The following is a 24227-nucleotide window of genomic DNA, read 5'->3' on the forward strand; positions in this document are numbered from 1 at the left end:
GACAAAATCTTGAAAGAAGGCGCGCTCACTGGGCTGCTCGATACGGAAGCCCACTTCCAGCCGGCGGAAGCGCTTGGCGAGGCCGTCGCCCAGCGCCAGTGGCCCGAAGCGCCCCGGCCCAGACCAAGGTGGTCGCGGTGAGCGCGCTCGGCGTGCCATCGGCGGCGCGCAGTTCGAGATGGTGGCACGTTTCGTCTTCGTCGTAGCGCTGGCTGATCACTTGAGTGTCGCTGACGATATCGACATCGAGCGCGGCGATCAGCTCGGCGATCATCGCCTCGCGCTGGGCCAGCGGCAGATAGTAGGAGGGGTAGTGCTTGAGCGACCAGGCGTCATGGCACGGCGTGTAGACATCGGCGCGGTCCGGAAACGGCGGGGTCTTCATCCCGTGGCTATTCAGCAGCTCGCGGGTCCAGGCATAGGCCTGGTGCAGCGGCGCCCGGCGTGGCAAACGCCACAGCTCGGTGGCGGAGGGGTAGAACGAGAACTTGCCGTCGGAGTAAAGGCCGGCACCGCCGTGGCCCTGGGTCAGCTCGGCCTCGGCTTGGTGGTCACGGTTGCTGATCGCGTGGCCCTGGTCGACGAGCAGTACGCGCAACCCGCGATGCGCAAGACGACTGGCGGCGGCGAGTCCGGCAGGGCCTGCGCCGACAATGACGCTATCGTAGTGTGTCACTGGAGCCTCCAGTCGCTCGGTGGCGAAAGATGGAAAGAGTCGACACCTAGTGTAGAGTGCCGCTTCATTGAGGGTGGCGTACACCGTTTCATGGTAGTGTTTTACAATTCCTGACTAAAAAGTGATACGAGCCGCTGCGTATCAGATAGTATCGTATTTTCCAGGAGCTGTTTTTGACAAGGATGTCTCCCATGTCTGCGTCTACATCGTCTATGTCTACATCTACCGATTCACCTGCTCGCCCCGGGCGTCCGCGCAGTGCCGCGGCCTCTGCCAAGGTGACGCGTGCTGCCCTAGAACTGGCGCTGGAGGGTGGGCTGCCCTATGCCACCATCGAGCGTATCGCCAGCGTCTCCGGGGTTGCCAAGTCGACCATCTACCGGCGTTGGCCCAATGCGGGCGCCATCCTCATGGACGCCGTCCTCGATGTCGTCGGTCCGGCCATCGCCTATGACGATAGCTTGCCGATCCTGGCCAATTTCCGGCGCAGCGTGGCCGGGCTCTCGGAGGTGCTCAACGGCCCCTATGGACGCCTACTGCAGCATTTGCTGGGGGCTGCCCAGTCGGATCCCGAGCTCAGCCGTGCCTTCGTCGAGCGCTGGATTGGCCCGCGCCGGCAGATGGGGCGCGAAGCGATCGAGCACGCGGTGGCGCGTGGGGAGCTAGCCGCCGAGATCGATCCCGGGTTGAGCATGGATCTGATCTATGGGGCTATCTACTACCGGCTTTCGGTGTCGTTCAGCGAGATCGATCGTGACTTCGTCGAGACCGTGGTGATGCGCGTGCTCGGCCCTTATCTGAGCGAAGGCGCGGGTTGAGCCGATAGAGTGAGCGCCGCGAGGGCGAGAGCCCAGAGGTAGGTGGCGAGCGCCCAGAGATGGGTAGTGAGAATCAAGAGGTAGGCGGTTAGAACTAAGAGATAGACGACGAACGCCGCGGCCTGCAGACCGCGGCGTTCTTCGTCTCGGCGATGTGCTGACAATCAGATGCCGAGGGTCAGGCGCCGAGGCTCTGGCCCATGCTGACCGGTGTGCCGGTAGGGTCGAAGTCGTGGAATTGAGCCTCGCGGCCCAGGCACATCACTACCGTGGAGCCGAGCTTGAAACGGCCCATCTCGGCGCCTTTCTCGATCACCACCGGCGTATCGAAATACGTGGTCTGCACACGGCCGCTGAGTGGCGTGATCTGGCCCGCCCAGACGGTCTCGATGGCGGCGACGATCATCGCGCCCACCAGCACCATCGCCAGCGGGCCGCGCTCGGTGTCGAACACACAAACCAGCCGCTCGTTGCGCGCAAACAGCCCCGGCACGTGGTTGGCGGTCGCCTGGTTGACCGAGAACAGCCGGCCCGGCACGTAGGTCATCTCGCGCAGGGTGCCGGTGAGCGGCATGTGCACGCGGTGGTAGTCCTTGGGGGAGAGATAGACGGTGGCGAAGCTGCCCTGACGAAATGGCGCCGCGCGGGCGCTGTCGCCTCCGAGCAGGGCATTGAGCGAGTAGGCCTGGCCCTTGGCCTGGATCAGCGTGCCGTGATTGATGCGGCCGAAGCGCGAAAGCGTACCGTCGGCGGGCGAGATCAGCCCCTCGCCGAGGGGGCGAGCGTCGGGTTTGAGCGCGCGGGTGAAGAAGTCGTTGAAGCAGGCATAGGCGCCGGGATCGGGCTCCTGGGCCTGGCTCATGTCGACACCGTAGTGCTTGATGAAGTGGCGGATGAAGGGATCCTTGATCCAGCCGATGCGGCTCTCGGCGAGCTTGCCGATCAGGCGCGAGATCGCGTGCTGGGGCAGCGGATACTGAATTTTGGCGAAGAGTTCCTGGCGATCCACGGTATGACTGCCCCTCGAGTCGGAAAGGCGCACAAGGTAGCGGCCGTACCGCGTGGGCGCAATAGCCCGCTGCACTGACCGCACGGCCGCGTTCAGGTGAGCTTAGCGCTCGACCGGCGTATCGTCCCGATTCCCCCACTCCTTCCACGAACCGGGGTAGGCGCGCACCTTGTCGTAGCCCAGTGCGCGCGCGGCGAGCCAGGTCAGCCCACTGCGGTGATGGCTCTGGCAGTGGGTGACGATCTCCTTGTCCGGCGTGATACCGCGGGCTTCGAGCTCCGCCACCAGCTCGGCATAGTCGCGCAGGCGCAGGTCGCGCTGGCTGTCCATGACCTCCAGCCAGTCGAAATTGACTGCCCCCGGCAGGTGGCCGAGCTTGCGGTTGTCGCCCTTGAGGCCGCGATACTCGGCATCGGAGCGAGCGTCCCAGATCGCCAGGTCGCGGGAGCCTAGACGCTCGAGCAGCTCTTCGCGGCGAATCTGTACCCCGGGGTTGAGATATTCGGCCTGGTAGTCGCTGGGTGTCGGGGTGCTGGGCGTGGTCTCCACAGGGTGGCCATCGGCGCGCCAGGCGTGGATACCACCGTTGAGATAGGAGTAGCGCGGGTGGCCGATCAGTTCCAGCGTCCACAGCAGGCGCCCAGCCCAGCCGCCGCCTTCGTCGTCATAGGCCACCACATGGGTTTCCGGCGTCAGCCCCAGCGCCGAGAAGAGCGCGCTGAGGGCCTCGGGGGAGGGCACGTCGTTGGGGACGTCGCCGCTGCCGGCGAGCAGCCGGCGATGATCGAGAAAGCAGGCGCCGGGAACGTGGCCGTCGCGATAGCTCTCGGCCTTGAGCGGCACGTCGACGATCAGCAGATGCGCCTCGCCAAGGTGAGCGGCGAGGGTGTCCGGTTCCAGAATCAGCGGTAGCTGCGGTTTTTCCGAGCTCATGGGGACTCCTGGCTGAGAGGGGGCCTGTCTCTGGCAGAACAGCGCCCGGGTCGAGCGGCACGCGGAACGCCTAGACCTCTTCATCATGGCATAGCCGCCGGACCCTGGCATAGCTGCCGGAATGTGGCATAGCTGTCGGACCCTGGTATAGCTGCCAGCCTCGGCGGATGGCGCTGTGCGGTGGATTCGATATACTGCGCCCCGCTCGGCCGCCGCCCGAGCCCTTCACGGCTTTTCAAGCCCCCGCTTTGTGTATACAAGTTGTCAGACGCGATGCGCTCGCGTGCCAACAAGAATCGACTCTGCCAGGAGATTGCTGCGTGCTCGACAAATACTTCTCTCTGCGCTCGCTGGGAACCAGCCTCAAGACCGAGGTGCTGGCGGGCGTGGCCACCTTCCTGGCGGCGATGTACATCATCGTGGTCAATCCGTCGATTCTCTCCGCGGCCGGCGTGCCTTTCGCCGGGGCGCTGACCGCCACCGTGCTGATCAGCTTCTTCGGCAGCGTGATGATGGGCCTCTACGCGCGCAACCCGATCCTGGTGGCACCGGGGATGGGGATCAACGCGCTGTTCACCTACACCATGGTGATGGGCGCGGGCATCCCATGGCAGACCGCGCTGGGTTGTGTGTTCTGGTCCGGGGTGCTGTTCGCGGTGCTGGCCCTGTTCAACGTGCGCCGCTACGTGGTCGACGCCATTCCGGCGACGCTGCGCCATGCCATCGCCTGCGGTATCGGGCTGTTCATCACCGTGATCGGGCTGGTCAATGCGCGGCTGCTGGTCTCCAACCCTGCCACCGTAGTCGGCCTGGGCGAGATGACGCCGGCGCTGGTGACCTTTCTGATCGGCCTCGGGGTGACCGCGGTGCTGGTGGCACGACGCATTCAGGGCGCGCTGATCCTGGGTATCGTCTTCACCACGCTGGCAGCGGTGCCGATCGGGCGGTTGTGGGGCGACGGCAGTGTCTATTTCCCTGAGGCGATCGCCACCCCGACACTGGTCAACTTCCAGGGTATCTTCGCCTGGCCCGACTTCAGTGCGCTGTGGCAGGTCGACTTCAGCGGTGCGCTGGCGGTGGCCTACTGGCCGTTCATCTTCGTCATCCTGTTCACCACCTTCTTCGATGCCATGTCGACCTTCATCGGCGTGTGCCAGGCGGGCAACCTGCTCGACGAAAACGGCGAGCCGCGCAATATCCGTCGCTCGATGATGGTCGACGCCTTCTCGGCGCTGATCTCGGCGCCGCTGGGCACCAGCCCGGCCAACGCTTACGTCGAGTCCGCTGCCGGTATCAGTCAGGGCGGCCGCTCGGGGTTGGTGGCGGTGGTTTCGGGGCTGCTGTTCCTGCCGTTTCTGTTCCTGTCACCGTTGCTGGCGCTGGTGCCGGCCATTGCCACCGCGCCGGCGCTGATCATGGTCGGGGTGTTCATGCTCTCGCCGATCCGCACCATCGACTGGCAGCAGTACGACGATGCCATCCCGGCGTTCGTGGCGATGATGCTGATTCCGCTCACCTACTCGATCACCCACGGGGTGGTGTTCGGCTTCCTCACCTACGTGGTGGTCAAGGTCGGCGTGGGTAAGGCGAACGAAGTGCGCCCGGCGATGTGGGTGCTGTTCCTGCTCTCGATTCTGATGCTGTTCGAGGGCTGATCTAGACTGCCTGCGCTCGATCACGCTTGGTTAAAAAGCGGCTCGAAGAACGCCTTGACAACCCCATCATCGGGCCGCGGCGATGTCGTCGCGGATGCGCTGAAAACTGGCGAAGCGCTCGGGGTGGATCTCGCCGCGTTCGACCGCCTCGAGCAGGGCGCAGCCCGGCTCCTCGCGATGGCGACAGTCGCGGAAGCGGCAGCGGCCGAGCAGAGGGCGGAACTCGATGAAGCCCTCGGCCAGCTCGCGCTCGTCGAGGTGCCAGAGGCCGAATTCGCGGATGCCCGGCGAGTCGATCAGGTCGCCCTCGCGTGGCCGGCCGCTCTCGCCATCCTCCGGCAGCGGATAGAGGCGTGCGGTGGTGGTGGTGTGCTTGCCCTTGCGCGTCTCTTCCGATAGGGCGCCGATGCGCAGGCTCTCGTCCGGCAGCAGGCGATCGATCAGCGACGACTTGCCCACCCCGCTCTGGCCGACGAACACCGAGGTGCACCCCTTGAGCCGTGCGTGCAGGGCGTCGAGCCCGTGGTCGCGCTTGGCCGAGGCTTCGATCAGCGGATAGCCGAGATCGATATAGCGCGCCAGCATGGCGCGTACGTCACCCGCCTGCGCCGGCAGCAGGTCGCTCTTGTTGAGTACCAGCACCGGGGCGATGCCGGTGCTCTCCGCGGCGACCAGATAGCGGTCGACGAGATTGGCGTAGGGTGTGGGCTCGGCGGCGATCACCACCAGGATCTGATCGATGTTGGCGGCCACCGGGCGTAGCTGGCCGTGGGCGTCAGGGCGTTCGAGCACGCTGTCGCGTTCGCCGCGGGCGACCACTACGCCGCTGCCGTCCTGGGCTTCGCGCCAGATCACGCGGTCGCCGGTGACCAGCCCCTCGAGATTGGCGCGCAGATGGCAGCGGTGGCGCGAGGTCTGTTCACCGTCGACGGCTTCGACCTCCAGCGTGCGGCCGAAGTGGGCGGCCACGCGTCCCGGGCGCTCGGCGCCGTACTCACCCCCCTCGAGGGTGCGCTCGTCGCGCGCCGCGCGGCGATCGGCACGGGCGGCGCGTTCGGCCTGGACCTTTTCCACGCGCCAGCGTTGCTGTCGGGTCAGTTTGCGTCGGCTCATCGGTGGCGTCGGTCCTCGGGTCATGGCCGCTGGGGCGGCGCGGGCTTACAATGGCGGGCATTGTAGCCATCCCTGTCCGTCATGTCCGCCCATCTCGGTCGGCACCAGGGCGGACCCCACTGGAGATAGTCATGTCGGCGACCCCCGAAGCCTCCCCGCGCAGCGACCTGCTGGTCTGGATCGATCTCGAGATGACCGGGCTCGATCCCAACCGCGAGCGCATCATCGAGGTGGCGACGCTGATCACCGATGGCGACCTCGAACTGATTGCCGAGGGCCCCGTACTCGCGGTGCACCAGCCCGAGGCACTGCGACGGCATGGACGCCTGGAATCAGAAGACCCACGGCGACTCCGGGCTGATCGAGCGGGTGAAGCGCAGCGAGATCGACACCGCCGAGGCCGAGCAGCGGACTCTCGACTTCCTCCGCCGCTACGTGGCGCCGGGCACCTCGCCGGTGTGTGGTAACAGCATCCATCAAGATCGCCGTTTTCTCGAGCGCGAGATGCCGGCTCAATGATTTCTTCCACTACCGCAATCTCGACGTGTCGACGCTCAAGGAGCTGGCCAAGCGCTGGAATCCGGCCGCGGCCAGCGGTTTCAGCAAGCGCAACACTCACCAGGCGTTGGATGACATCCGCGAATCCCTGGCCGAGCTCAAGCACTATCGCCAGACCTTCCTCAAGCTGGCCGAATAAGCCAGCGTCGCTCGTCGACTTTTCCAACAGCTCCTAGGCGCTGACGATCCGCGCCTGACGCTTGTGGCGCTGCTCGGCGAGCGCCCAGCGCACGTGCTCGCGCACCAGATCCGAAGGGTAGGCCAGCCGCGCGCGCAGGGCGCCTTCGACACGCTCGCTCCAGGGAGCGTTGCCCAGCCCCACGGCGAGATTGCGCAGCCAGCGCTCGTAGCCGATGCGTCGGATCGGGCTGCCCTCGGTGCGCTTGAGAAACTCCGTTTCGCTCCAGGCGAACAGCGCCACCAGCTCGGCACGATCGAGGTCGTGGCGCGGGGCGAAGTCGGGCTCGTCGCTGGCGCGGGTGAAGCGGGTGAAGGGGCAGAACAGCTGGCAGTCGTCGCAGCCGTAGACGCGATTGCCCATGGCGCGGCGGTATTCGACGGGAATGGCGCCGTGCAGCTCGATGGTCAGATATGAGATGCAGCGCCGGGCGTCGATCACCTTGTCCTCGACGATGGCGTCGGTGGGGCAGGCGCTCCGACAGCTCGAGCAGGAGCCACAGTGCTCGCGTTCGAACGGCGCATCGACCGGTAGCGGCAGGTCGGTGTAGAGCTCGCCGAGGAAGAACAGAGCCGGCCTTGGGATCGAGCAACATGGCGTTCTTGCCGAACCAGCCGATACCGGCCTTCTGCGCCAGGGCGCGCTCCATCACCGGGGCCGAGTCGACGAAGGCGCGGTAGCCGAAGGGCCCTACAGCCGTTTGGATCTGCCGCGCCAACTGGTCGAGGCGCTTGCGGATCAGCTTGTGGTAATCGCGGCCGAGGGCGTAGCGCGAGATATAGGCCCGCTGCGGCTGCCCCAGCACGCGGGTGGTCTCAATCTCCGGTGGTAGATAGTCCATGCGCGCGCTGATCACGCGCAGGGTGCCGGGGACCAGTTCGGCGGGACGGTACGCTTGGTGCCGTGCTTGGCCATGTAGGCCATCTCGCCGTGGTGGCCGGCCTCCAGCCAGCGTGCCAGATAGCGCTCATGGGTGGCGAGATCGGTATCGGTGATCCCCACCGCCTGGAAGCCGAGTTCGCGCCCCCACTGCTTGATCTGGGTGGCGAGAGCGGTGGTGTCGATCTCGGTGGGCGGGGTGCGCGCGGAGCACGGGCGCTGCTCGCTCATGCGTCTTCCTGCTCGTCTCGGGTGGGCTCGGGCCGCGAGCGGTGCTCGGGTGCGCTACCCTACACCAGATCGAACAGCAACGGCAGGCCGCGCGCCGCCATGGGCTCTTCAGGAGGCGACATGCAGACACGGATCGAGGCGAGGCCGCTCTATCTCGCGGCCCAGGTGCGCGACATGGATCGACGCGTCATCGCCGAGGGGGGCGAGGGCTTCTGGCTGATGCGCCAGGCCGGTGAGGCCGCCTATGCGCTGCTGCGTGCGCGCTGGCCCAGGGCGCGTCGACTGTGCGTGCTCTGCGGTGGCGGCAACAACGGCGGCGACGGCTATGTGCTGGCGGCGCTGGCCGCCGCCGACGGCCTGACTGTACAGCTGATCGCGCTGACCTCGCCGGATAAACTCGCGGGCGATGCGCGACGGGCCTTCGAACTGGCCGCGGAAGCCGGGCTCGATGTGCTCGGCTGGCGTGATGAGTTGACCCTGGATGGCGAGGTGATGGTCGACGCCATGCTCGGCACCGGCGCCCGGGGCGCGCCGCGTGGCGACGTCGCCAGCGCGATCGCCCAGCTCAACGCCGCCGGCAGGCCGGTGATGGCGCTGGACGTTCCCTCCGGCGTCGATGTCGACAGCGGTCATGTTGAGGGCGCGGCGGTGCACGCTACGCTCACGCTCACCTTCATCGCCGACAAGCTCGGCCTGCATACCGGCGCCGCGCTGGATCATGTGGGGGAGCTGACCCTGGCCGACCTGGGGGTCGAGGCAAGCGCCTTCACCGATCTGGTCCCGATGGGGTGGCGTCAGGATGCGCAGCAGCTGGCGGCATCCCTGCCGCGGCGTCGGCCCAGCGCCCACAAGGGCACCCAGGGCCACGTGCTGGTGGTCGCGGGCGCGCCGGGCATGGGCGGGGCGGCGCTGATGACCAGCGAAATGGTGGCGCGGGTCGGTGCCGGCAAGGTGAGCCTGGCGACCGATGCCGCCCACGTGGCGGCGAGTCTCACCCGCTTTCCCGAGATCATGGCCCACGGCGTGCGCGGTGGCGCCGATCTCGCCGCGCTGGTGACGGCCGCCGATGTGCTCGCGGTGGGGCCGGGTATCGGTACCGGCGCCTGGGGACAGGCCGCGCTGCAGCAGGTACTGGCCGTCGGCAAGCCCTGCGTGGTCGATGCCGATGGTCTCAATCTGCTTGCCAGCCACGCGGCAGAGACCCGGCGTGACGACTGGGTGCTGACGCCGCATCCTGGCGAGGCCGGGCGACTGCTCGGCTGGACCACTGCGGCGGTGCAGCGTGATCGGCGTGGTGCGGTGATCGCGCTGCAACAGCGCTGGGGCGGCTGCGTGGTGCTCAAGGGTCCCGGTACGCTGATCTATGACGGCGAACGACTCGACCTGTGCCCCTACGGCAACCCGGGAATGGCCAGTGGCGGAATGGGCGATGCCCTGACCGGAATCGTCGCCGGCCTGCTGGGTCAGCTCGGTGACCCCGCCCGAGCGGCGCGGCTGGGGGTGCTGATCCATGCCCTGGCCGCGGACGCGGCGGCCGCCGACGGCGGTCAGCGTGGTCTGCTGGCGAGCGATCTGGCATCCTATGCGCGACGCTTGGCCAACCCCTGACGGCCGGCAGCGTGAGCCCTGGCGGCTATGCCGCAGCCACGCTGCTGCCGCCGCTCTGCCGCGGCCGTTTCTTGACTCGTGGCCGATCCGTGATGCGGCCCGAACTTTGACGAAGTTAGTGCAACCATGCCGATCCTACTGCAAGACGAAGCCGCTCAGGTGGCCTTCGGCGAATCCCTGGGACACGCCCTTGCCGGGCGCGGCCAGATTCATCTGATCGGTGAGCTGGGCGCCGGCAAGACCACGCTGACGCGCGGTATCCTGCGCGCCCATGGTCATGCGGGGGCGGTCAAGAGCCCTACCTATACCCTGGTCGAGCCCTACGAACTGGGCCGTTACCGGGTCTACCATTTCGACCTCTACCGCCTCGGCGATCCCGAGGAACTCGAGTTCATGGGCGCACGCGACATGCTGGACGACAGCGTTCTCAGCGTGATCGAGTGGCCCAGCCGCGGCGCAGGATGGCTGCCGCGACCCGATCTCGAACTGCACCTGAGCCTGGTCGAGAGCGGGCGCCGGGTCGCGGCGGTAGCGCACACTCAACATGGACGTGACGTGCTGGCCTCGCTGCCGGCGGCGTTGAGCGACAAGGAAGAGGCATGCTGAAGGATGTGGCACACAGGGACACAGCGTCAGCGGGCGCGGTAGCTGGTGCGGGGGCGCGCGGCTGGTATCGCCGCGGCGGCGCCCTGGCGCTCTGCTGTTTGCTGCTGGCACTCGGCTGTCTGCTGCCGACCTCGGCGGCGCAGGCGGCCAAGGTCAATAATCTGCGGTTGTGGTCGGCGCCCGATCACGTGCGCTTGGTGTTCGATCTCTCAGGGCCGGTGCAGGCCAACGTCTTTACCCTGGACAATCCCGCGCCGGGTGGTGATCGATCTCGACAGCACCCAGCTCGATGTCGACATCGACAAGCTCGATCTTGACGCCAGTGCCATCGACAAGGTGCGTACCGGCGTGCGCGAGAGCGGCGGGCTGCGCGTGGTGCTCGACGTCAATCGTGCGGTGGTGCCCAAGAGCTTCACCCTGCCGCCCAACAAGCAGTACAGCGACCGTCTGGTGGTCGATCTCGACTACCCCGGGGCCAGTGCCGTGGCCGATCCGATCGATCCGATCGAGGCGATGATCCGCGATCAGGAGATCGCCGCGCAGCGGGCGCAGAAGGAGGCGGTGGCCGAGGGCGATCCGGAGCAGGCCGATGCGGTCGCCGCTACGGTGGAGGCGCAGCCGCATCCCAAGCGCGACATCATCATCGCCGTCGACCCCGGCCACGGTGGCGAGGATCCGGGGGCGATCGGCCCCAACGGCACCCGCGAGAAGGACGTGGTGCTGGGGATCGCGCGCAAGCTCAAGCAGCGCTTCGACCAGACCCCAGGGTTCAAGGCCTTCATGACCCGTGACAGCGACTACTATGTCGGCCTGCGCCAGCGCACCCTATTGGCGCGCCAGCAGAAGGCGGACTTCTTCGTCTCGATCCACGCCGATGCGGTGCGCAGCCGGCAGCCCTCGGGCAGCTCGGTGTATGCGCTCTCCCAGGGCGGGGCGACCTCCGAGACCGCGCGCTGGCTGGCGGCGAGCGAGAATCAGTCGGACCTGATCGGCGGCGTCGACGGCAATCTGAGCCTCGACGACAAGGACGAGGTGCTGCGCGGCGTGCTGCTCGATCTGACCATGACCGCGACCATGAACGACTCGCTGGCCACCGGTGGTCAGGTGCTCGACAAGCTGGGGCGGATCAACAAGCTGCACAAGTCCAAGGTGGAGCAGGCGGGCTTCGTGGTACTGAAGTCGCCGGATATCCCCTCGCTGCTGGTGGAGACCGGCTTCATCTCCAACCCCAAGGAGGAGGCGGCGCTGCGCTCCTCGAAGCATCAGGCCGAGCTCGCCCAGGCGATCTACGCCGGGATCGTGGCGCACTTCCGTCAGCATCCGCCGCCCGCCAGCCTGCTGGCGTGGCAGCGCGATCAGGGTCGCGGCAGCGCCAGCAACGAATACCGGGTGCGCGCCGGCGATACGCTGTCGCAGGTGGCGGCGGGCCACGGCATCAGCATGCGCGCACTGAAGCAGGCCAATGGCCTCGACAGCGACATCCTGCGCGTGGGTCAGGTGCTGACGATTCCGTGAACAGGCGATATCGGACGAGGAGAGCTGATAGATGAGTGAGGCGTCACGTATCCGCGTTCTCGACCCGCGCCTGGCCAACCAGATCGCGGCAGGTGAGGTGGTCGAACGGCCGGCCTCGGTGGTCAAGGAGATCGTCGAGAACGCCATCGACGCCGGTGGGCGGCGTATCGAGATCGAACTGGAGTCCGGCGGCACGCGCCTGATCCGAGTGCGTGATGACGGTAGCGGCATCGGCGAAGAGGATCTGCCGCTGGCGTTGTCGCGCCATGCCACCAGTAAGATCGCCTCGCTCGATGATCTCGAGGATGTCGCCAGCCTCGGCTTCCGCGGTGAGGCGCTGGCCTCGATCAGCGCGGTGTCGCGGCTGGAGCTGATCTCCAACGCCGCCGACGACCCCACCGGAGGTTGGCGGGTGGTCGCCGAGGGTCGCGAGATGGCCCCAAGGGTGACGCCGGCACCGCATCCCCGAGGGACCTCGGTGCTGGTGCGTGATCTGTTCTTCAACACGCCAGCGCGGCGCAAGTTCCTGCGCACCGAGAAGACCGAGTTCGGTCATGTCGAGGAAGCCTTCCGCCGCCTGGCGCTGTCGCGCTTCGATATCGCCTGGCTGCTGCGCCACAATCAGAAGGTGGTCCACCAGCTGCCGGCGGCAGCGGACGATCAGCGCGGCCACGAGCGACGCATCGCCGCGCTGCTGGGCAAGCGCTTCATCGACGAGTCGCTGCATCTCGATATCGAGGCATCCGGCCTGCGCCTGTGGGGCTGGGTGGGGCTGCCCACCCACTCGCGGGCCCAGGCCGATCAGCAGTACTTCTTCGTCAATGGGCGCGTGGTGCGCGACCGCCTGGTGGCCCACGCTATCCGTCAGGCCTACCGCGACGTGCTGTTCCACGGTCGCCACCCGGTGTTCGTGCTCTATCTCGAACTCGACCCCCGGGTGGTCGACGTCAATGTGCACCCGACCAAGCACGAGGTTGCGCTTCCGCGACGGGCGTCTGGTCCACGACTTTCTGTTCTCGAGCCTGCATCGGGCACTGGCCGAGGTGCGACCCAACTCTCAGGGCGTGGACGACACCGGTGCGCAAGCGCCTGAGGGCGTGGATGGCGGAGAGGCACGGCCCTCGCAGAGCGCGCCCGCAGGGGGCGATGAGGCCGCGCTGCCGGCGTGGCAGCAGCAGCGTATGCCGCTCTCGGGCCAGCACGAGCGCAGCGGTGCGGCCGGCGGCTATGCCCCGCGCCAGGATGGCAGCCCGCGGCCGCCGGCCCAGCGTATCCGCGAATTCATGGCCGGCTATCACGCCCTGCACCCGGATCATGAGTCGACCCTGCTGACACCGCGCCAGGCGGCGGATGAGGGCGGGGTAGAGACGACACCGGGCGCAGAGGGGCCCGGTGGCAGCGCCGCCGCGGTCGCCAGCCGAGAGAGCGCCCGGCGCCGGACCTCGCCACGCTGGCAGCCCCGACGATACCCAGGCACCGCCGCTGGCTATGCGGTGGCGCAGCTGCACGGGGTCTATATCCTGGCCCAGAGCGAGCGCGCGGCATGGTGGTCGTCGACATGCACGCCGCCCATGAACGCATCGTCTATGAGCGCATGAACAGCAGATCCACGCCGGCGCCCTGGACGCCCAGCGCTGCTGGTGCCGGTCTCGATCGCGGTAAGCGCGGCCGAGGCGGAGACCGCCGAGCGCGAGCGTGAAGCGTTTTTCGCGGCTGGGTGTCGAGCTCGATGCCGCCGGGCCGGATACGCTGCTGGTACGCCAGGTGCCGGCGCTACTCGCCGATGCCGATATCGAGCCGCTGATCCGCGACATGCTCGGCGATCTCGAGCGTTACGGGCGCTCCGACCGCTTCGAGACGCATATCAACCAGCTGCTTGGTACCATGGCCTGCCACGGCAGCGTGCGCGCCAACCGTGCGCTGACGCTACCCGAGATGAATGCGCTGCTGCGTGACATGGAGGCGCACCGAGCGCAGCGGCCAGTGCAACCACGGCCGCCCGCCTGGACCGAGATGTCGATGGCGCAGTTGGACAAGCTGTTCTTGCGCGGCCAGTGAGACGCGTTCTAGAGAACACACGTGCCCCGAATTAGAGACACACACGTGACCCGAGATGACCGCCCGACGGCGATCCTGCTGCTGGGGCCCACCGCCGCCGGCAAGACCGATACCGCGATCGCGCTCCACGAGCGCTGCGGCTGTGAGCTGATCAGCGTCGACTCGGCGATGGTCTATCGCGGCATGGATATCGGCACCGCCAAGCCCAGTGCCGAGGAGCTGGCACGCGCGCCGCACCGGCTGATCGATATCCGTGATCCGGCCGAGCGCTATTTCGGCGGCGGACTTCCGCGAGGATGCCCTGGCCGCCATGGCGTCGATCTCTGCCTGCGGCAAACGCCGCTGCTGGTCGGTGGCACCATGATGTACGCCAAGCGTCTGGTGGAGGGCGTGGCCGAGATGCCGGCGGCGGACCCCGAGCTGCGCGAGACGTTGCGCCAGCGCGGTGAAGCGCACGGCTACGCGGCGCTGCACGCCGAGCTGGCGGCGGTAGATCCCGAGGCCGCGGCGGCGATCCATCCGCACAATCGCCAGCGTCTGATTCGGGCGCTGGAGGTGAAGCGGGTGAGCGGCATCGCGTTGAGCGAGCACTGGCGTCGGCAGCAGCGGGAAAACTTTCCGTGGCGACTGTTGTCCATTGCTCTCGCGCCTGCCGATCGTGGTGAGCTTCACCGGCGCATCGCGGCGCGATTCGAGGCGATGCTGGATGGCGGATTCATCGAGGAAGTGGCTACATTGAAAAACAGCGGGGTGACCTGCATCTCGATCTGCCCTCCATGCGCAGTGTCGGTTATCGTCAGGCGTGGGAGCATCTCGACGGCGCTTACGATCGCGACGGCCTGCAGTCCCGAGGCGTGGCCGCCACCCGCCAGCTGGCCAAGCGTCAGTTGACCTGGTTGCGGCGCTGGCCCGGGCTCGTCTGGATCGACAGCAGCGCTTCTGACGCCCTGGCGCAGGTCGTGAAAATCGTGCGTGCCCATGGGAGTTAGCGTAAAATAGGAAGCTTCGTCACGACGATGGCGAGCGGCGGTCGCTGCCGCGCCCGCTGCCGGAACCGAGTGCGGCGTCGCCGACAACAGAACAGCAAGTCAAAACAGTATGGCTCATCTCGCCAAAGCGATGAGTTTTCACATTATGGGAGAGCAACATGTCCAAGGGCAGTCCCTTCAGGACCCGTACCTGAACATCCTGCGCAAGGAGCGCATCCCGGTTTTCCATCTTCCTCGTCAACGGCATCAAGCTGCAGGGTCAGATCGAGTCCTTCGATCAGTTCGTCATCCTGCTGCGCAACACCGTGAGTCAGATGGTCTACAAGCACGCCATCTCCACGGTCGTGCCCTCCCGTAACGTCCGGTTGCCGCCGCAGGACCCCAGCGCAGCGCCCGGGCTCGACAATTGATCGAGAGGTAGTGATTGTTTTTCGAACGTCCCGACGCCGGCGAAACGGCGATTCTGGTCCATGTGGACTTTCAGGACGAGCAGGATCGCGAAGATCCAGGTGAACTCCTGGAATTGGTGCGATCCGCTGGTGCGGTGCCGGCGACCCTGATCCAGGGCAGCCGGCGCCGTCCCGACCCTCGCTCCTTCATCGGCATGGCAAGCTCGACGAGGTCAAGCATGCCCTCGCAGCCCACACGCGAACTGGTCATCTTCAAACCACGCTCTGTCTCCCTCCCAGGAGCGCAATCTCGAGCGCAGCCTCAACTGCCGTGTGCTCGATCGCACGGGGCTGATCCTGGATATCTTCGCGCAGCGCGCGCGGACCCACGAAGGCAAACTGCAGGTCGAACTGGCTCAGCTCGAGTACATGTCGACCCGGCTGGTGCGCGGCTGGACCCACTTGGAGCGTCAGAAGGGCGGTATCGGCTTGCGCGGTCCGGGCGAGACCCAGCTCGAGACCGACCGCAGGCTGCTGCGCGCTCGCATCAAGTCGATTCACAAGCGCCTCGAGAAAGTGCGCAAGCAGCGCGATCAGAACCGCCGGGCGCGGGCCCGGGCCGAGGTGCCCAGCGTCTCGCTGGTGGGCTACACCAACGCCGGCAAGTCGACGCTGTTCAACGCCATCACCGCGGCCGAGGTCTACGCTGCCGATCAGCTCTTCGCCACGCTCGACCCGACCCTTAGACGCCTCGATGTGCCCGATGTGGGTGAGGTGGTGCTGGCGGATACCGTGGGCTTCATCCGCCACTTGCCGCCACAAGCTGGTGGAGGCGTTCCAGGCCACTCTGCAGGAGGCCACCGAGGCGAGCCTGCTGGTGCATGTGATCGATGCCGCCGATCCCGACCGCGAGCTCAACGTGGCCCAGGTCGACAGCGTGCTGGCCGAGATCGACGCCGAAGCGGTGCCGCGCCTGCTGGTGATGAACAATCGACCTGATGGACACCGCGCCGCGCATCGAGCGCGACGGTCAGGGGCGCCCGCAGGTGGTGTGGCTCTCGGCGCGTGACGGCCAGGGTCTCGAACTGCTGCGTGAGGCGATCGGCGAGTGGTTGGCGGAGGACATTCTCGACATCCGCTTGACGCTGACGCCGGAGCAAGGTCGACTACGGGCAGCGCTGCATGAACTGCAGGCGGTACGCGAAGAGTCGTTCGACGAGGGTGGTCGGACGATTCTCGAGATTCGCTTGCCCCGCGGGAGTTTATGCAGATGATGGCCCGCTTGGGCGAAAGCGCCGATAACTACTTGCCCGTACACGAGCAGACCCCGATCGACGACTGGGAACGGGTCTGACGCGGGAACCGATTACGCAGGGGAGCTTCGTGGCCCGCGGGCCCGATTCGCACAGGGCGAGACGATTCGACATCAGGCCGAACATGCCCAGCGCGCCGACGCCAACCGCCTCGGCGGCTCGTACTCCCCACGCCTGACGCAACGCTTTGATCGCATCGAGTGGAGACTTAGGTATGGCTTGGAACGAGCCAGGTGGTGGCAATAACCAGCAGGACCCTTGGAGCGGCGGGGGGGGCCGCCGCCCGAGCGGGAATGGTGGCGACAATGGCGGCAATAATCGTGGCGGCGGCAACAATCAGGGGCCGCCGGACCTCGATGAAGCGCTGAAGAAGTTTCAGGACAAGATCAATCGTCTGTTCGGCGGTCGCGGCAAGCGCGGCGGTGCCGGTGGTGGCGATGGCAGTGGTGGCGGCAAGCGCAATCCGTTCGTGCTGCCGCTGCTGGTGGTGATCGTCGCGGCGGTGGTGTGGGCCGGTTCCGGCTTCCATCTGATCGACCAGTCCGAGCGCGGCGTGGTGTTCCGCTTCGGCAAGTACACCACCACCCTCAATCCCGGGTTGCACTGGAACCCGCCGATCGTGGATCAGGTCGAGAACGTCAATGTGACCAGCATCCGCTCGGCCAATCAGACCGACTCGATGCTCACCAGCGACGAGAACATCGTCCGGGTCAGCGTCTCTACCCAGTACGTGGTCAGCGATGCGCATGCCTTCCTGGTCAACGTCAAAGAGCCGGAAATGACGCTGCAGAACGCGATGGATTCGGCCCTGCGTCAGGAAGTCGGCAACATGAAGCTGCAGCAGATCCTGACCACCGGACGTGATCGCCTGGGGCAGCGCGTTTTCGATCGTCTCAGCGCCTATATGGAGGCCTACGGCACAGGCCTGCGCCTGCAGACCGTCAACGTCGAGTCGACGGCGCCGCCGGACCAGGTCCAGAACGCCTTCGACGACGTCATCCGTGCACGGGAAGAGCGTCAGCGTTCGATCAACCAGGCCAATGCCTACAGCCAGGCGGTGGTACTCGAGGCCAAGGGTCAGAAACAGCGCCTGGTCGAAGAAGCTCAGGGCTACAAGGCCGCCGCTGTGGCCGATGCCACCGGTCAGACCAATCGTTTCAACTCGCTGCTGGGCGAATACCAGCAGGCACCGAAAGTGACCCGCGAGCGTCTCTATCTGGAGACGATCAGCCAGGTGCTGAGCCAGACGCCCAAGGCGCTGGTCGATCTCGGTGACAGCAGCGCAGTCACCGTGCTGCCGCTCAACCAGATGCAGGCCGGCGGCAACGGCAGCAGCGATGCGACCAAGATGAGCATGCAGCAACTCGAACAGATTTCACGTGAGGTGGTCGATCACATGAACAGCAGCAACTCGCAGCAGCAGACGCGTAGTTCCAGCCTGCGGGAGGGCCGTTAATGTTTAACAATCGTGCCCTGATCGGCGTCATCGTCCTGGCGCTGCTGGCGTGGTTCGCCAGCGCGAGCTTCTACGTCGTCAACGAGACCCAGCGCGCCATCAAGCTGCGCTTCGGCGAGGTGATCGAGAACAATATCGGTCCCGGGCTGCACTTCAAGCTACCGGTGTTCAATACCGTGCGTATCTTCGACGTGCGCGTACAGACGGTCGACTCCGTCGCCACGCGCTACCCTGACCGCCGACTCCAAGGCGGTGATCGTCGACTCCTTCGTTAAGTGGAAGATCGCCGATCCGAAGCAGTTCTACGAAGCCACCCGGGGTAACATCCAGGTCGCCGAGAACCTGATCGCGCCGCGGACCGACGAGGCGCTGCGCAACAAGTTCGGTCAGACCCAGATGTCCGACATCATCCAGGAGCGCATCGCCGCCGAGAGCAAGAAGGAGGATCTGGCCGGCAAGAGCAAGGGGCCGGATACGGTCGAGGGTGCCCGCGAAGAGCTGATGGTCGAACCGGTGCAGCAGCTCGATGCGGCCATGCGCAAGGAGCTCGGCGTGCATATCCTGGATATCCGGGTGAAGCGCATCGAGCTACCCACCGAAGTGACCCAGGCGGTCTACGAGCGCATGAACTCCGAGCGTGAACAGGCCGCGCGCACCTACCGCGCCGAGGGTTCGCAGCAGGCCGAAGCGATTCGTGCCGACGCCGACCGTCAGCGCCAGGAGATTCTCGCCAGCGGGCGCCAGGAGTCCGAGACCACCCGCGGTGAGGGCGACGCTCAGGCGGCCAAGATCTACGCCAGCGCCTACCAGAAGGATCCGGACTTCTACGCCTTCTATCGCTCGATGCAGGCCTACCGTGACAGCTTCAACGGTGAAGGCAAGGATCTGCTGGTGCTGAGCCCCGAGAACAGCCAGTTCTTCCGCTACCTGAAGAACCCGCAACCGGGTGCGGCGCAGTGAGCGCATGAGAAACCCGCGCCCGCGGGATTTCTCCGCGGGCGTTTCGTGGTACCATTTTCGTCGCCGGGTCTTGCCCGGCTTTTTTGTGCGAGAGGTTCGTGCCGCCGGACGCCGCAAGGGGTGTGCGGGGCGTGGACACGGCCGCATTCAGATGACGTTGTCGGGCTGCGCCGCGCGCCGGTGCCCTCGACCCTAACGACTTACCGCTTGGCAGGACAGGCTCATGACGATCGCTGACCGCTGGCTGCTTCCCGACGGCATGGATGAGATCCTGCCGCCGCAGGCAACCCGTATGGAGGAGCTGCGTCGGACGCTGCTCGACCTGTACGACCGCTGGGGCTATGACCTGGTCATGCCGCCACCGGTCGAGTTCCTCGATTCGCTGCTGACCGGCACCGGCACCGATCTCGATCTGCAGACGTTCAAACTCACCGACCAGCTCACCGGACGTATGATGGGGGCGAGCGCCGACGTCACCCCGCAGGTGGCGCGGATGGACGCTCACTCGCTCAAGCGCCAGGGCCCGGTGCGGCTGTGCTACTGCACGACCGTGCTGCGCGCCCAGGCGGACAAGCATCAGGGCGGGCGCAGCCCGATGCAGGTGGGGGTCGAGCTGTTCGGCCACGCCGGCCTCGAGGCGGACATCGAGGTGCTGCGACTGGCGCTCTCCAGCCTCGAGGCGGCGGGCGCCGGCGAGGTCCATCTGGCGCTCAGTCACATCGCCATTTATCGCGCGCTGACCCAGGCGGCGGCGTGTAACGACGAGGTGGAGCGGGCGCTGTTCGACGCCATCGAGCGCAAGGCGTTCAATCGGGTCGATGCGCTGGTGGCGGCGCACGTCAGCGATCCGGCCCTGGCGCGCATGCTCGGCGAACTGCCGCGGTTGCACGGCGGCGCCGAAGTGCTCGAGGCCGCGCGCGACGCGCTCGCCGGGGCGCCGGCGGCGGTAGCCGAGGCGCTGGCACAGCTGGTGCGGCTGCATCGTGGGGTGGCCGCCGAGCACCCCGAGGTGTCGATCTACTTCGATCTGGCCGAGCTGCGTGGCTATCAGTACCACACCGGCATGGTCTTTGCCGCCTATGTGCCCGGCTATGGCCAGGCGCTGGCCAAGGGCGGGCGCTACGATGACACCGGTCGCGCCTTCGGCCGGGCCCGACCGGCGACCGGCTTCTCCATGGATCTCAAGCAGCTGGCGACGCTGGCCGAGCGCGAACCGCCGGTGAATGGCATCTGGGCGCCCGATGACGACAGCGCTGCGCTCACCGAGACCATCAATCATCTGCGCGCTCAGGGAGAGCGCGTGATTCAGGCACTGCCCGGACAGCACACCGGTCCGGGCGCTCACCGCTGCGATCGTCAACTGGCGTTCGAGGCGGGCGAGTGGCGCATCGCGCCGTTGAACTGAGACCAACGGGATTCCGACGCACGCGTCGCAACGAGTCGAGCGAGAGACGAGAGCAATGGGCAAGAACGTAGTCGTATTGGGTACCCAGTGGGGTGACGAGGGCAAGGGCAAGGTCGTCGACCTGCTGACCGAGTCCGCCGCGGCGGTGGTGCGCTTCCAGGGCGGGCACAATGCCGGTCACACGCTGGTGATCGATGGTCAGAAGACCGTACTCCACCTGATCCCTTCCGGGGTGCTGCGTGATGACAAGATCTGCGTGATCGGCAACGGCGTGGTGCTCTCGCCGGAAGCGCTGATCGACGAGATCAAGGAGCTCGAGGCCAAGGGGGTGCCGGTGCGCGAGCGTCTGCGTCTGTCGCCGGCGTGTCCGCTGATCTTGCCTTATCACGTGCGCCTCGATCAGGCCCGCGAGAAGGCCCGCGGCGTGGCCAAGATCGGCACCACCGGTCGCGGCATCGGCCCTGCCTACGAGGACAAGGTGGCGCGTCGTGGCCTGCGCCTGGGCGACATGCTGCATCGCGAGCGTTTCGCCTCCAAGCTGGGCGAAGTGCTCGATTATCACAACTTCGTGTTGACCCGTTACCATGGCGAGCCGGCGGTGGACTTCCAGGAGGTGCTGGATCAGGCCATGGCGTTCGCCGAAGAGCTGCGTCCGATGGTGTGCGACGCGGTGACCCTGGTGCATGATATTCGCAAGTCGGGCGAGAACATCCTGTTCGAGGGCGCCCAGGGCTCACTGCTGGATATCGACCACGGCACCTACCCGTTCGTGACCAGCTCCAACACCACCGCTGGCGGTACCGCCACCGGTTCCGGTGTGGGGCCGCTCTATCTCGACTACGTGCTGGGGATCACCAAGGCCTACACTACTCGTGTCGGCTCCGGTCCTTTCCCGACGGAGCTGTTCGACGAGTTCGGCCGCCATCTGGCCGAGAAGGGCCACGAGTTCGGCGCGACCACCGGGCGTGCGCGCCGCTGCGGCTGGTTCGACGCGGTGGCGCTGCGCCACGCGGTGCAGATCAACTCGGTCTCGGGCATCTGTCTGACCAAGCTCGACGTGCTCGATGGGCTCGAGAACATTCGCGTCTGTGTCGGTTACCGCAGCAAGGATGGCGAGACCATCGACAACCCGGTGGACTCCGAGGGCTACGAGGTGATCGAGCCGCTCTATCACGATCTGCCGGGTTGGAACGAATCGACTCTGGGCGTCAAGCGCGTCGAGGAGCTGCCGGCCAATGCGCGCGCCTATATCGCCTTCCTGGAGCAGGAAGTGGGCACGCCGATCGATATCATCTCCACCGGCCCTGATCGCAACGAGACGATCGTGTTGCGCAATCCGTTCGACTGAGTCGCGATACCTTCCGTCCTCTCGGCCCGCTGCCTCGGCAGCGGGCTTTTTATTGCCCACAATTCTTTCAATCCCGGTGATAGGCAAAGACTGTTTTCCGCGGGCGGCGCCCTGGCATCGTGTTGCTGCCGTGCATTCAGGGCCTGCCGACGTCTTGTCGCTGCCCGACGTGAGGCCGCGGGCGGTGCGGGCTGGGGCCGGAGCGAACCCCGGGGCATAGATGATCGCCGGCGGCGCTATCAGGCTGCGCTGGCGGGCCCGTCAACGCAGGCGTTTGCTCCATGGCTAGGGTTCACACCCTCGCCAAAGGGGACTAAAATGGTCCTATATGATCTCGCGGGCGCGGATGCCCGCATCGTCTCGATAGGCGGGGCGACGATCGGACCGATTCACCCAAAGCGACTCGCGCCCGTCGAGTCGTCGAGTGCAGGCCCGGCGCATGCTGAAACTCTCCAAGCTGACGGACTACGCCGCGATGATCATGGCGCAGATCGCGCGGGCACCCGAGGAGGCCCACACGGCTTCCGAACTGGCTCAGCGTCTGCATCTGCCACATCCGACCGTGGGCAAGACGCTCAAGATGCTGGCCAAAGAGGGACTGTTGATATCGCGGCGCGGCTCCCACGGCGGCTATGTGTTGGCGCGCCCGGCGGTAGAGATCGCCGCCAGCGATATCATCGCGGCGATCGAGGGGCCGATCGGCATGACCGAGTGCAGCCATGTCGACGGCGAGTGCGAGTTGATCGGCACCTGCGGGGTGGCCGACAACTGGCAGCGGGTGTCGCAGGCGATCCGCACGCTGCTCGATGGCGTGACGCTTGCGCATCTGGCCCAGGAAGCGCCGATCAAGTTACCCGTACTGATGCCGATCCAGAGCGTCACGCTGCCCAGCGTGAGCGAGGGCCGGCGCTAGAACAGTCAGCACGACTCCCCGGGGCCCGTGGCGCGACCGCAAGGGCGCATCGTGGAGAAGAGGCTGGCGCGACAAGACTCTCGATAGAGAGGAGAGGAGACCATGGCTAGCGAAGAGATGGAGCAGTTGGTCCGTCGCGAATACAAGCAGGGATTCGTGACCGACATCGAGAGCGAGACCGTGCCGCCCGGCCTGGACGAGAGCGTGATCGCGTTCATTTCCCAGAAGAAGGGTGAGCCCGAGTGGATGCTCGAGTGGCGCCTGGAAGCCTATCGGCAGTGGCTGAAGATGACGCCACCGTCCTGGGCGCACCTGGACTATCCGCCGATCGACTATCAGGCGATCTCCTACTTCAGTGCGCCGAAGAAGCCCGAGGATCGGCCGCAGAGCCTGGATGAGGTCGATCCCAAGCTGCTCGAAACCTACGAGAAGCTGGGCATTCCGCTGCACGAGCGGGCCGCACTGGCCGGCGTCGCGGTGGACGCGGTGTTCGACTCGGTGTCGGTGACCACCACCTTCAAGGAGAAGCTGTTCGAGGCGGGGGTGATCTTCTGCTCGATCTCGGAAGCGATTCGCGACTACCCCGAGCTGGTGCGTCAGTACCTGGGCACCGTGGTGCCGCGCAGCGACAACTACTTCGCCGCGCTCAACTCGGCGGTTTTCACCGATGGCTCCTTCGTCTACGTCCCCGAGGGCGTGACCTGTCCGATGGAGCTCTCCACCTACTTCCGCATCAACGCCGCCAATACCGGGCAGTTCGAGCGCACCCTGATCGTGTGTGACAACAAGGCCCAGGTCTCCTACCTCGAGGGCTGCACCGCGCCTCAGCGCGACGAGAACCAGTTGCACGCGGCGGTGGTCGAGCTGGTGGCGCTGGAAGACGCCTACATCAAGTACTCCACGGTGCAGAACTGGTATCCCGGTGACGAAGAGGGCAAGGGCGGTATCTACAACTTCGTCACCAAGCGTGGTGACTGCCGTGGCGACCGCTCGCGCATCAGCTGGACCCAGGTCGAGACCGGCTCCGCGATCACCTGGAAGTACCCCTCGTGCATGCTGCGCGGCAAGGAGAGTATCGGCGAGTTCTACTCGGTGGCGGTGACCAACGGCCGCCAGCAGGCCGACACCGGCACCAAGATGATCCATATCGGTGAGGGTACGCGTTCGACCATCGTCGCCAAGGGCATCGCCGCTGGTCGCAGTGACCAGTCCTATCGCGGTCTGGTCAAGATCGGCCCGCGGGCCAAGGGGGCGCGCAACTACACCCAGTGCGACTCGCTGCTGATCGGTGACCAGTGCGGCGCACACACCTTCCCGTATCAGGAAATCGGCAACTCCAGCGCCACCGTCGAGCACGAGGCGACCACCTCCAAGATCGCCGACGATCAGCTGTTCTACTGTCGCGCCCGCGGGATCGACGAGGAGGACGCCGTCAGCATGATCGTCAACGGCTTCTGCAAGGACGTCTTCCAGGAGCTGCCGATGGAGTTCGCCGTCGAGGCCGAGGCGCTGCTCAACGTGACCCTCGAGGGGTCGGTCGGCTGAGGCCGCGTCATACGAGCCGTTTATCGTCATCATCGAGCGGCCGCGCGGCGGCGCTCATCGTTTCAAGGGTTT

16 protein-coding genes and 7 pseudogenes are annotated in these 24227 nt (G+C 66.4%); 18 read left to right on the forward strand and 5 right to left on the reverse strand.

Annotated elements, in window-relative coordinates; genetic code table 11:
* Nucleotides 1–25 precede the first annotated feature (25 nt).
* On the reverse strand, nucleotides 26–676 hold the full coding sequence (locus CN538_RS13840) for an FAD-dependent oxidoreductase (RefSeq protein ID WP_164999607.1): 651 nt from the start codon (nucleotides 674–676) through the stop codon (nucleotides 26–28).
* A gap of 191 nt (nucleotides 677–867) precedes the next feature.
* On the opposite strand from CN538_RS13840, the gene CN538_RS13845 reads away from it, so the two are divergent.
* Nucleotides 868–1494 (forward strand): TetR/AcrR family transcriptional regulator, encoded by a 627-nt coding sequence (locus CN538_RS13845; RefSeq protein ID WP_164999608.1) that lies wholly within the window; start codon nucleotides 868–870, stop codon nucleotides 1492–1494.
* Between the two features lie 178 nt (nucleotides 1495–1672).
* On the opposite strand, the gene asd is transcribed toward CN538_RS13845, so the two are convergent.
* Together asd and CN538_RS13855 are read right to left on the reverse strand one after the other, a co-directional pair.
* Complete coding sequence (asd, locus tag CN538_RS13850) at nucleotides 1673–2503, reverse strand: archaetidylserine decarboxylase (RefSeq protein ID WP_106419821.1); 831 nt, start codon at nucleotides 2501–2503, stop codon at nucleotides 1673–1675.
* Nucleotides 2504–2605: 102 nt separating this feature from the next.
* Nucleotides 2606–3436 carry a sulfurtransferase gene (locus tag CN538_RS13855; protein ID WP_106419822.1) on the reverse strand — a complete coding sequence of 277 codons (831 nt, stop codon included), beginning with the start codon at nucleotides 3434–3436 and terminating at the stop codon, nucleotides 2606–2608.
* A 320-nt stretch (nucleotides 3437–3756) separates the two neighbouring features.
* Here CN538_RS13855 and CN538_RS13860 point away from each other — a divergent pair, with 320 nt between their 5' ends.
* Nucleotides 3757–5091, forward strand: a complete 1335-nt coding sequence (locus tag CN538_RS13860; RefSeq protein ID WP_242495122.1) for an NCS2 family permease — start codon at nucleotides 3757–3759, stop codon at nucleotides 5089–5091.
* 66 nt (nucleotides 5092–5157) lie between these two features.
* Here the strand turns inward: CN538_RS13860 and rsgA are convergent, their stop codons facing one another.
* Nucleotides 5158–6204 (reverse strand): small ribosomal subunit biogenesis GTPase RsgA, encoded by a 1047-nt coding sequence (gene rsgA, locus CN538_RS13865; RefSeq protein ID WP_106419824.1) that lies wholly within the window; start codon nucleotides 6202–6204, stop codon nucleotides 5158–5160.
* Nucleotides 6205–6335: 131 nt separating this feature from the next.
* Here rsgA and orn point away from each other — a divergent pair.
* Nucleotides 6336–6901 (forward strand): annotated as a pseudogene (gene orn / locus CN538_RS13870) (oligoribonuclease).
* A gap of 33 nt (nucleotides 6902–6934) precedes the next feature.
* Here orn and queG read toward each other — a convergent pair.
* Nucleotides 6935–8050, reverse strand: a pseudogene (gene queG, locus CN538_RS13875) (tRNA epoxyqueuosine(34) reductase QueG).
* A 120-nt stretch (nucleotides 8051–8170) separates the two neighbouring features.
* Between queG and CN538_RS13880 the strand changes: the two are divergent.
* The 15 genes and pseudogenes from CN538_RS13880 to sufB all read left to right on the forward strand — a co-directional run bounded on the left by CN538_RS13880 (nucleotide 8171) and on the right by sufB (nucleotide 24155).
* Complete coding sequence (locus tag CN538_RS13880; protein ID WP_106419825.1) at nucleotides 8171–9658, forward strand: NAD(P)H-hydrate dehydratase; 1488 nt, start codon at nucleotides 8171–8173, stop codon at nucleotides 9656–9658.
* A gap of 126 nt (nucleotides 9659–9784) precedes the next feature.
* Nucleotides 9785–10264, forward strand: a complete 480-nt coding sequence (gene tsaE / locus CN538_RS13885) for a tRNA (adenosine(37)-N6)-threonylcarbamoyltransferase complex ATPase subunit type 1 TsaE (RefSeq protein WP_106419826.1) — start codon at nucleotides 9785–9787, stop codon at nucleotides 10262–10264.
* Nucleotides 10258–11779: pseudogene (locus tag CN538_RS13890) on the forward strand (N-acetylmuramoyl-L-alanine amidase). The gene tsaE and the pseudogene CN538_RS13890 overlap by 7 nt, the downstream one beginning before the upstream one ends.
* A gap of 31 nt (nucleotides 11780–11810) precedes the next feature.
* Nucleotides 11811–13837: pseudogene (gene mutL, locus CN538_RS13895) on the forward strand (DNA mismatch repair endonuclease MutL).
* 45 nt (nucleotides 13838–13882) lie between these two features.
* A pseudogene (gene miaA, locus CN538_RS13905) lies at nucleotides 13883–14533 on the forward strand (tRNA (adenosine(37)-N6)-dimethylallyltransferase MiaA); the annotation flags it as partial.
* A gap of 80 nt (nucleotides 14534–14613) precedes the next feature.
* Nucleotides 14614–14826 carry a hypothetical protein gene (locus tag CN538_RS24550; RefSeq protein WP_277985023.1) on the forward strand — a complete coding sequence of 71 codons (213 nt, stop codon included), beginning with the start codon at nucleotides 14614–14616 and terminating at the stop codon, nucleotides 14824–14826.
* A 145-nt stretch (nucleotides 14827–14971) separates the two neighbouring features.
* Nucleotides 14972–15236 (forward strand): annotated as a pseudogene (gene hfq / locus CN538_RS13910) (RNA chaperone Hfq).
* A 14-nt stretch (nucleotides 15237–15250) separates the two neighbouring features.
* Nucleotides 15251–16569: pseudogene (hflX, locus tag CN538_RS13915) on the forward strand (ribosome rescue GTPase HflX).
* Nucleotides 16570–16742: 173 nt separating this feature from the next.
* A complete protein-coding gene (hflK, locus tag CN538_RS13920; protein WP_106419827.1) occupies nucleotides 16743–17984 on the forward strand; it encodes an FtsH protease activity modulator HflK in 1242 nt (413 codons plus the stop codon).
* Nucleotides 17984–18259, forward strand: a complete 276-nt coding sequence (locus CN538_RS25335; RefSeq protein WP_340638116.1) for an SPFH domain-containing protein — start codon at nucleotides 17984–17986, stop codon at nucleotides 18257–18259. Before hflK ends, CN538_RS25335 begins: the two co-directional genes overlap by 1 nt.
* Entirely contained in the window at nucleotides 18237–18944 is a 708-nt protein-coding gene (hflC, locus tag CN538_RS13925; RefSeq protein WP_340638117.1) for a protease modulator HflC, read from the forward strand. Before CN538_RS25335 ends, hflC begins: the two co-directional genes overlap by 23 nt.
* Nucleotides 18945–19167: 223 nt before the next feature.
* Nucleotides 19168–20349 (forward strand): ATP phosphoribosyltransferase regulatory subunit, encoded by a 1182-nt coding sequence (locus CN538_RS13930; RefSeq protein WP_106419828.1) that lies wholly within the window; start codon nucleotides 19168–19170, stop codon nucleotides 20347–20349.
* 55 nt (nucleotides 20350–20404) lie between these two features.
* Nucleotides 20405–21697 carry an adenylosuccinate synthase gene (locus CN538_RS13935; protein ID WP_106419829.1) on the forward strand — a complete coding sequence of 431 codons (1293 nt, stop codon included), beginning with the start codon at nucleotides 20405–20407 and terminating at the stop codon, nucleotides 21695–21697.
* A gap of 439 nt (nucleotides 21698–22136) precedes the next feature.
* Complete coding sequence (locus CN538_RS13940) at nucleotides 22137–22610, forward strand: SUF system Fe-S cluster assembly regulator (protein WP_106420658.1); 474 nt, start codon at nucleotides 22137–22139, stop codon at nucleotides 22608–22610.
* Between the two features lie 102 nt (nucleotides 22611–22712).
* Complete coding sequence (sufB, locus tag CN538_RS13945) at nucleotides 22713–24155, forward strand: Fe-S cluster assembly protein SufB (RefSeq protein WP_106419830.1); 1443 nt, start codon at nucleotides 22713–22715, stop codon at nucleotides 24153–24155.
* Nucleotides 24156–24227: the final 72 nt, after the last annotated feature.

The organism is Salinicola tamaricis (assembly GCF_003006155.1).
Taxonomy (GTDB): domain Bacteria; phylum Pseudomonadota; class Gammaproteobacteria; order Pseudomonadales; family Halomonadaceae; genus Salinicola; species Salinicola tamaricis.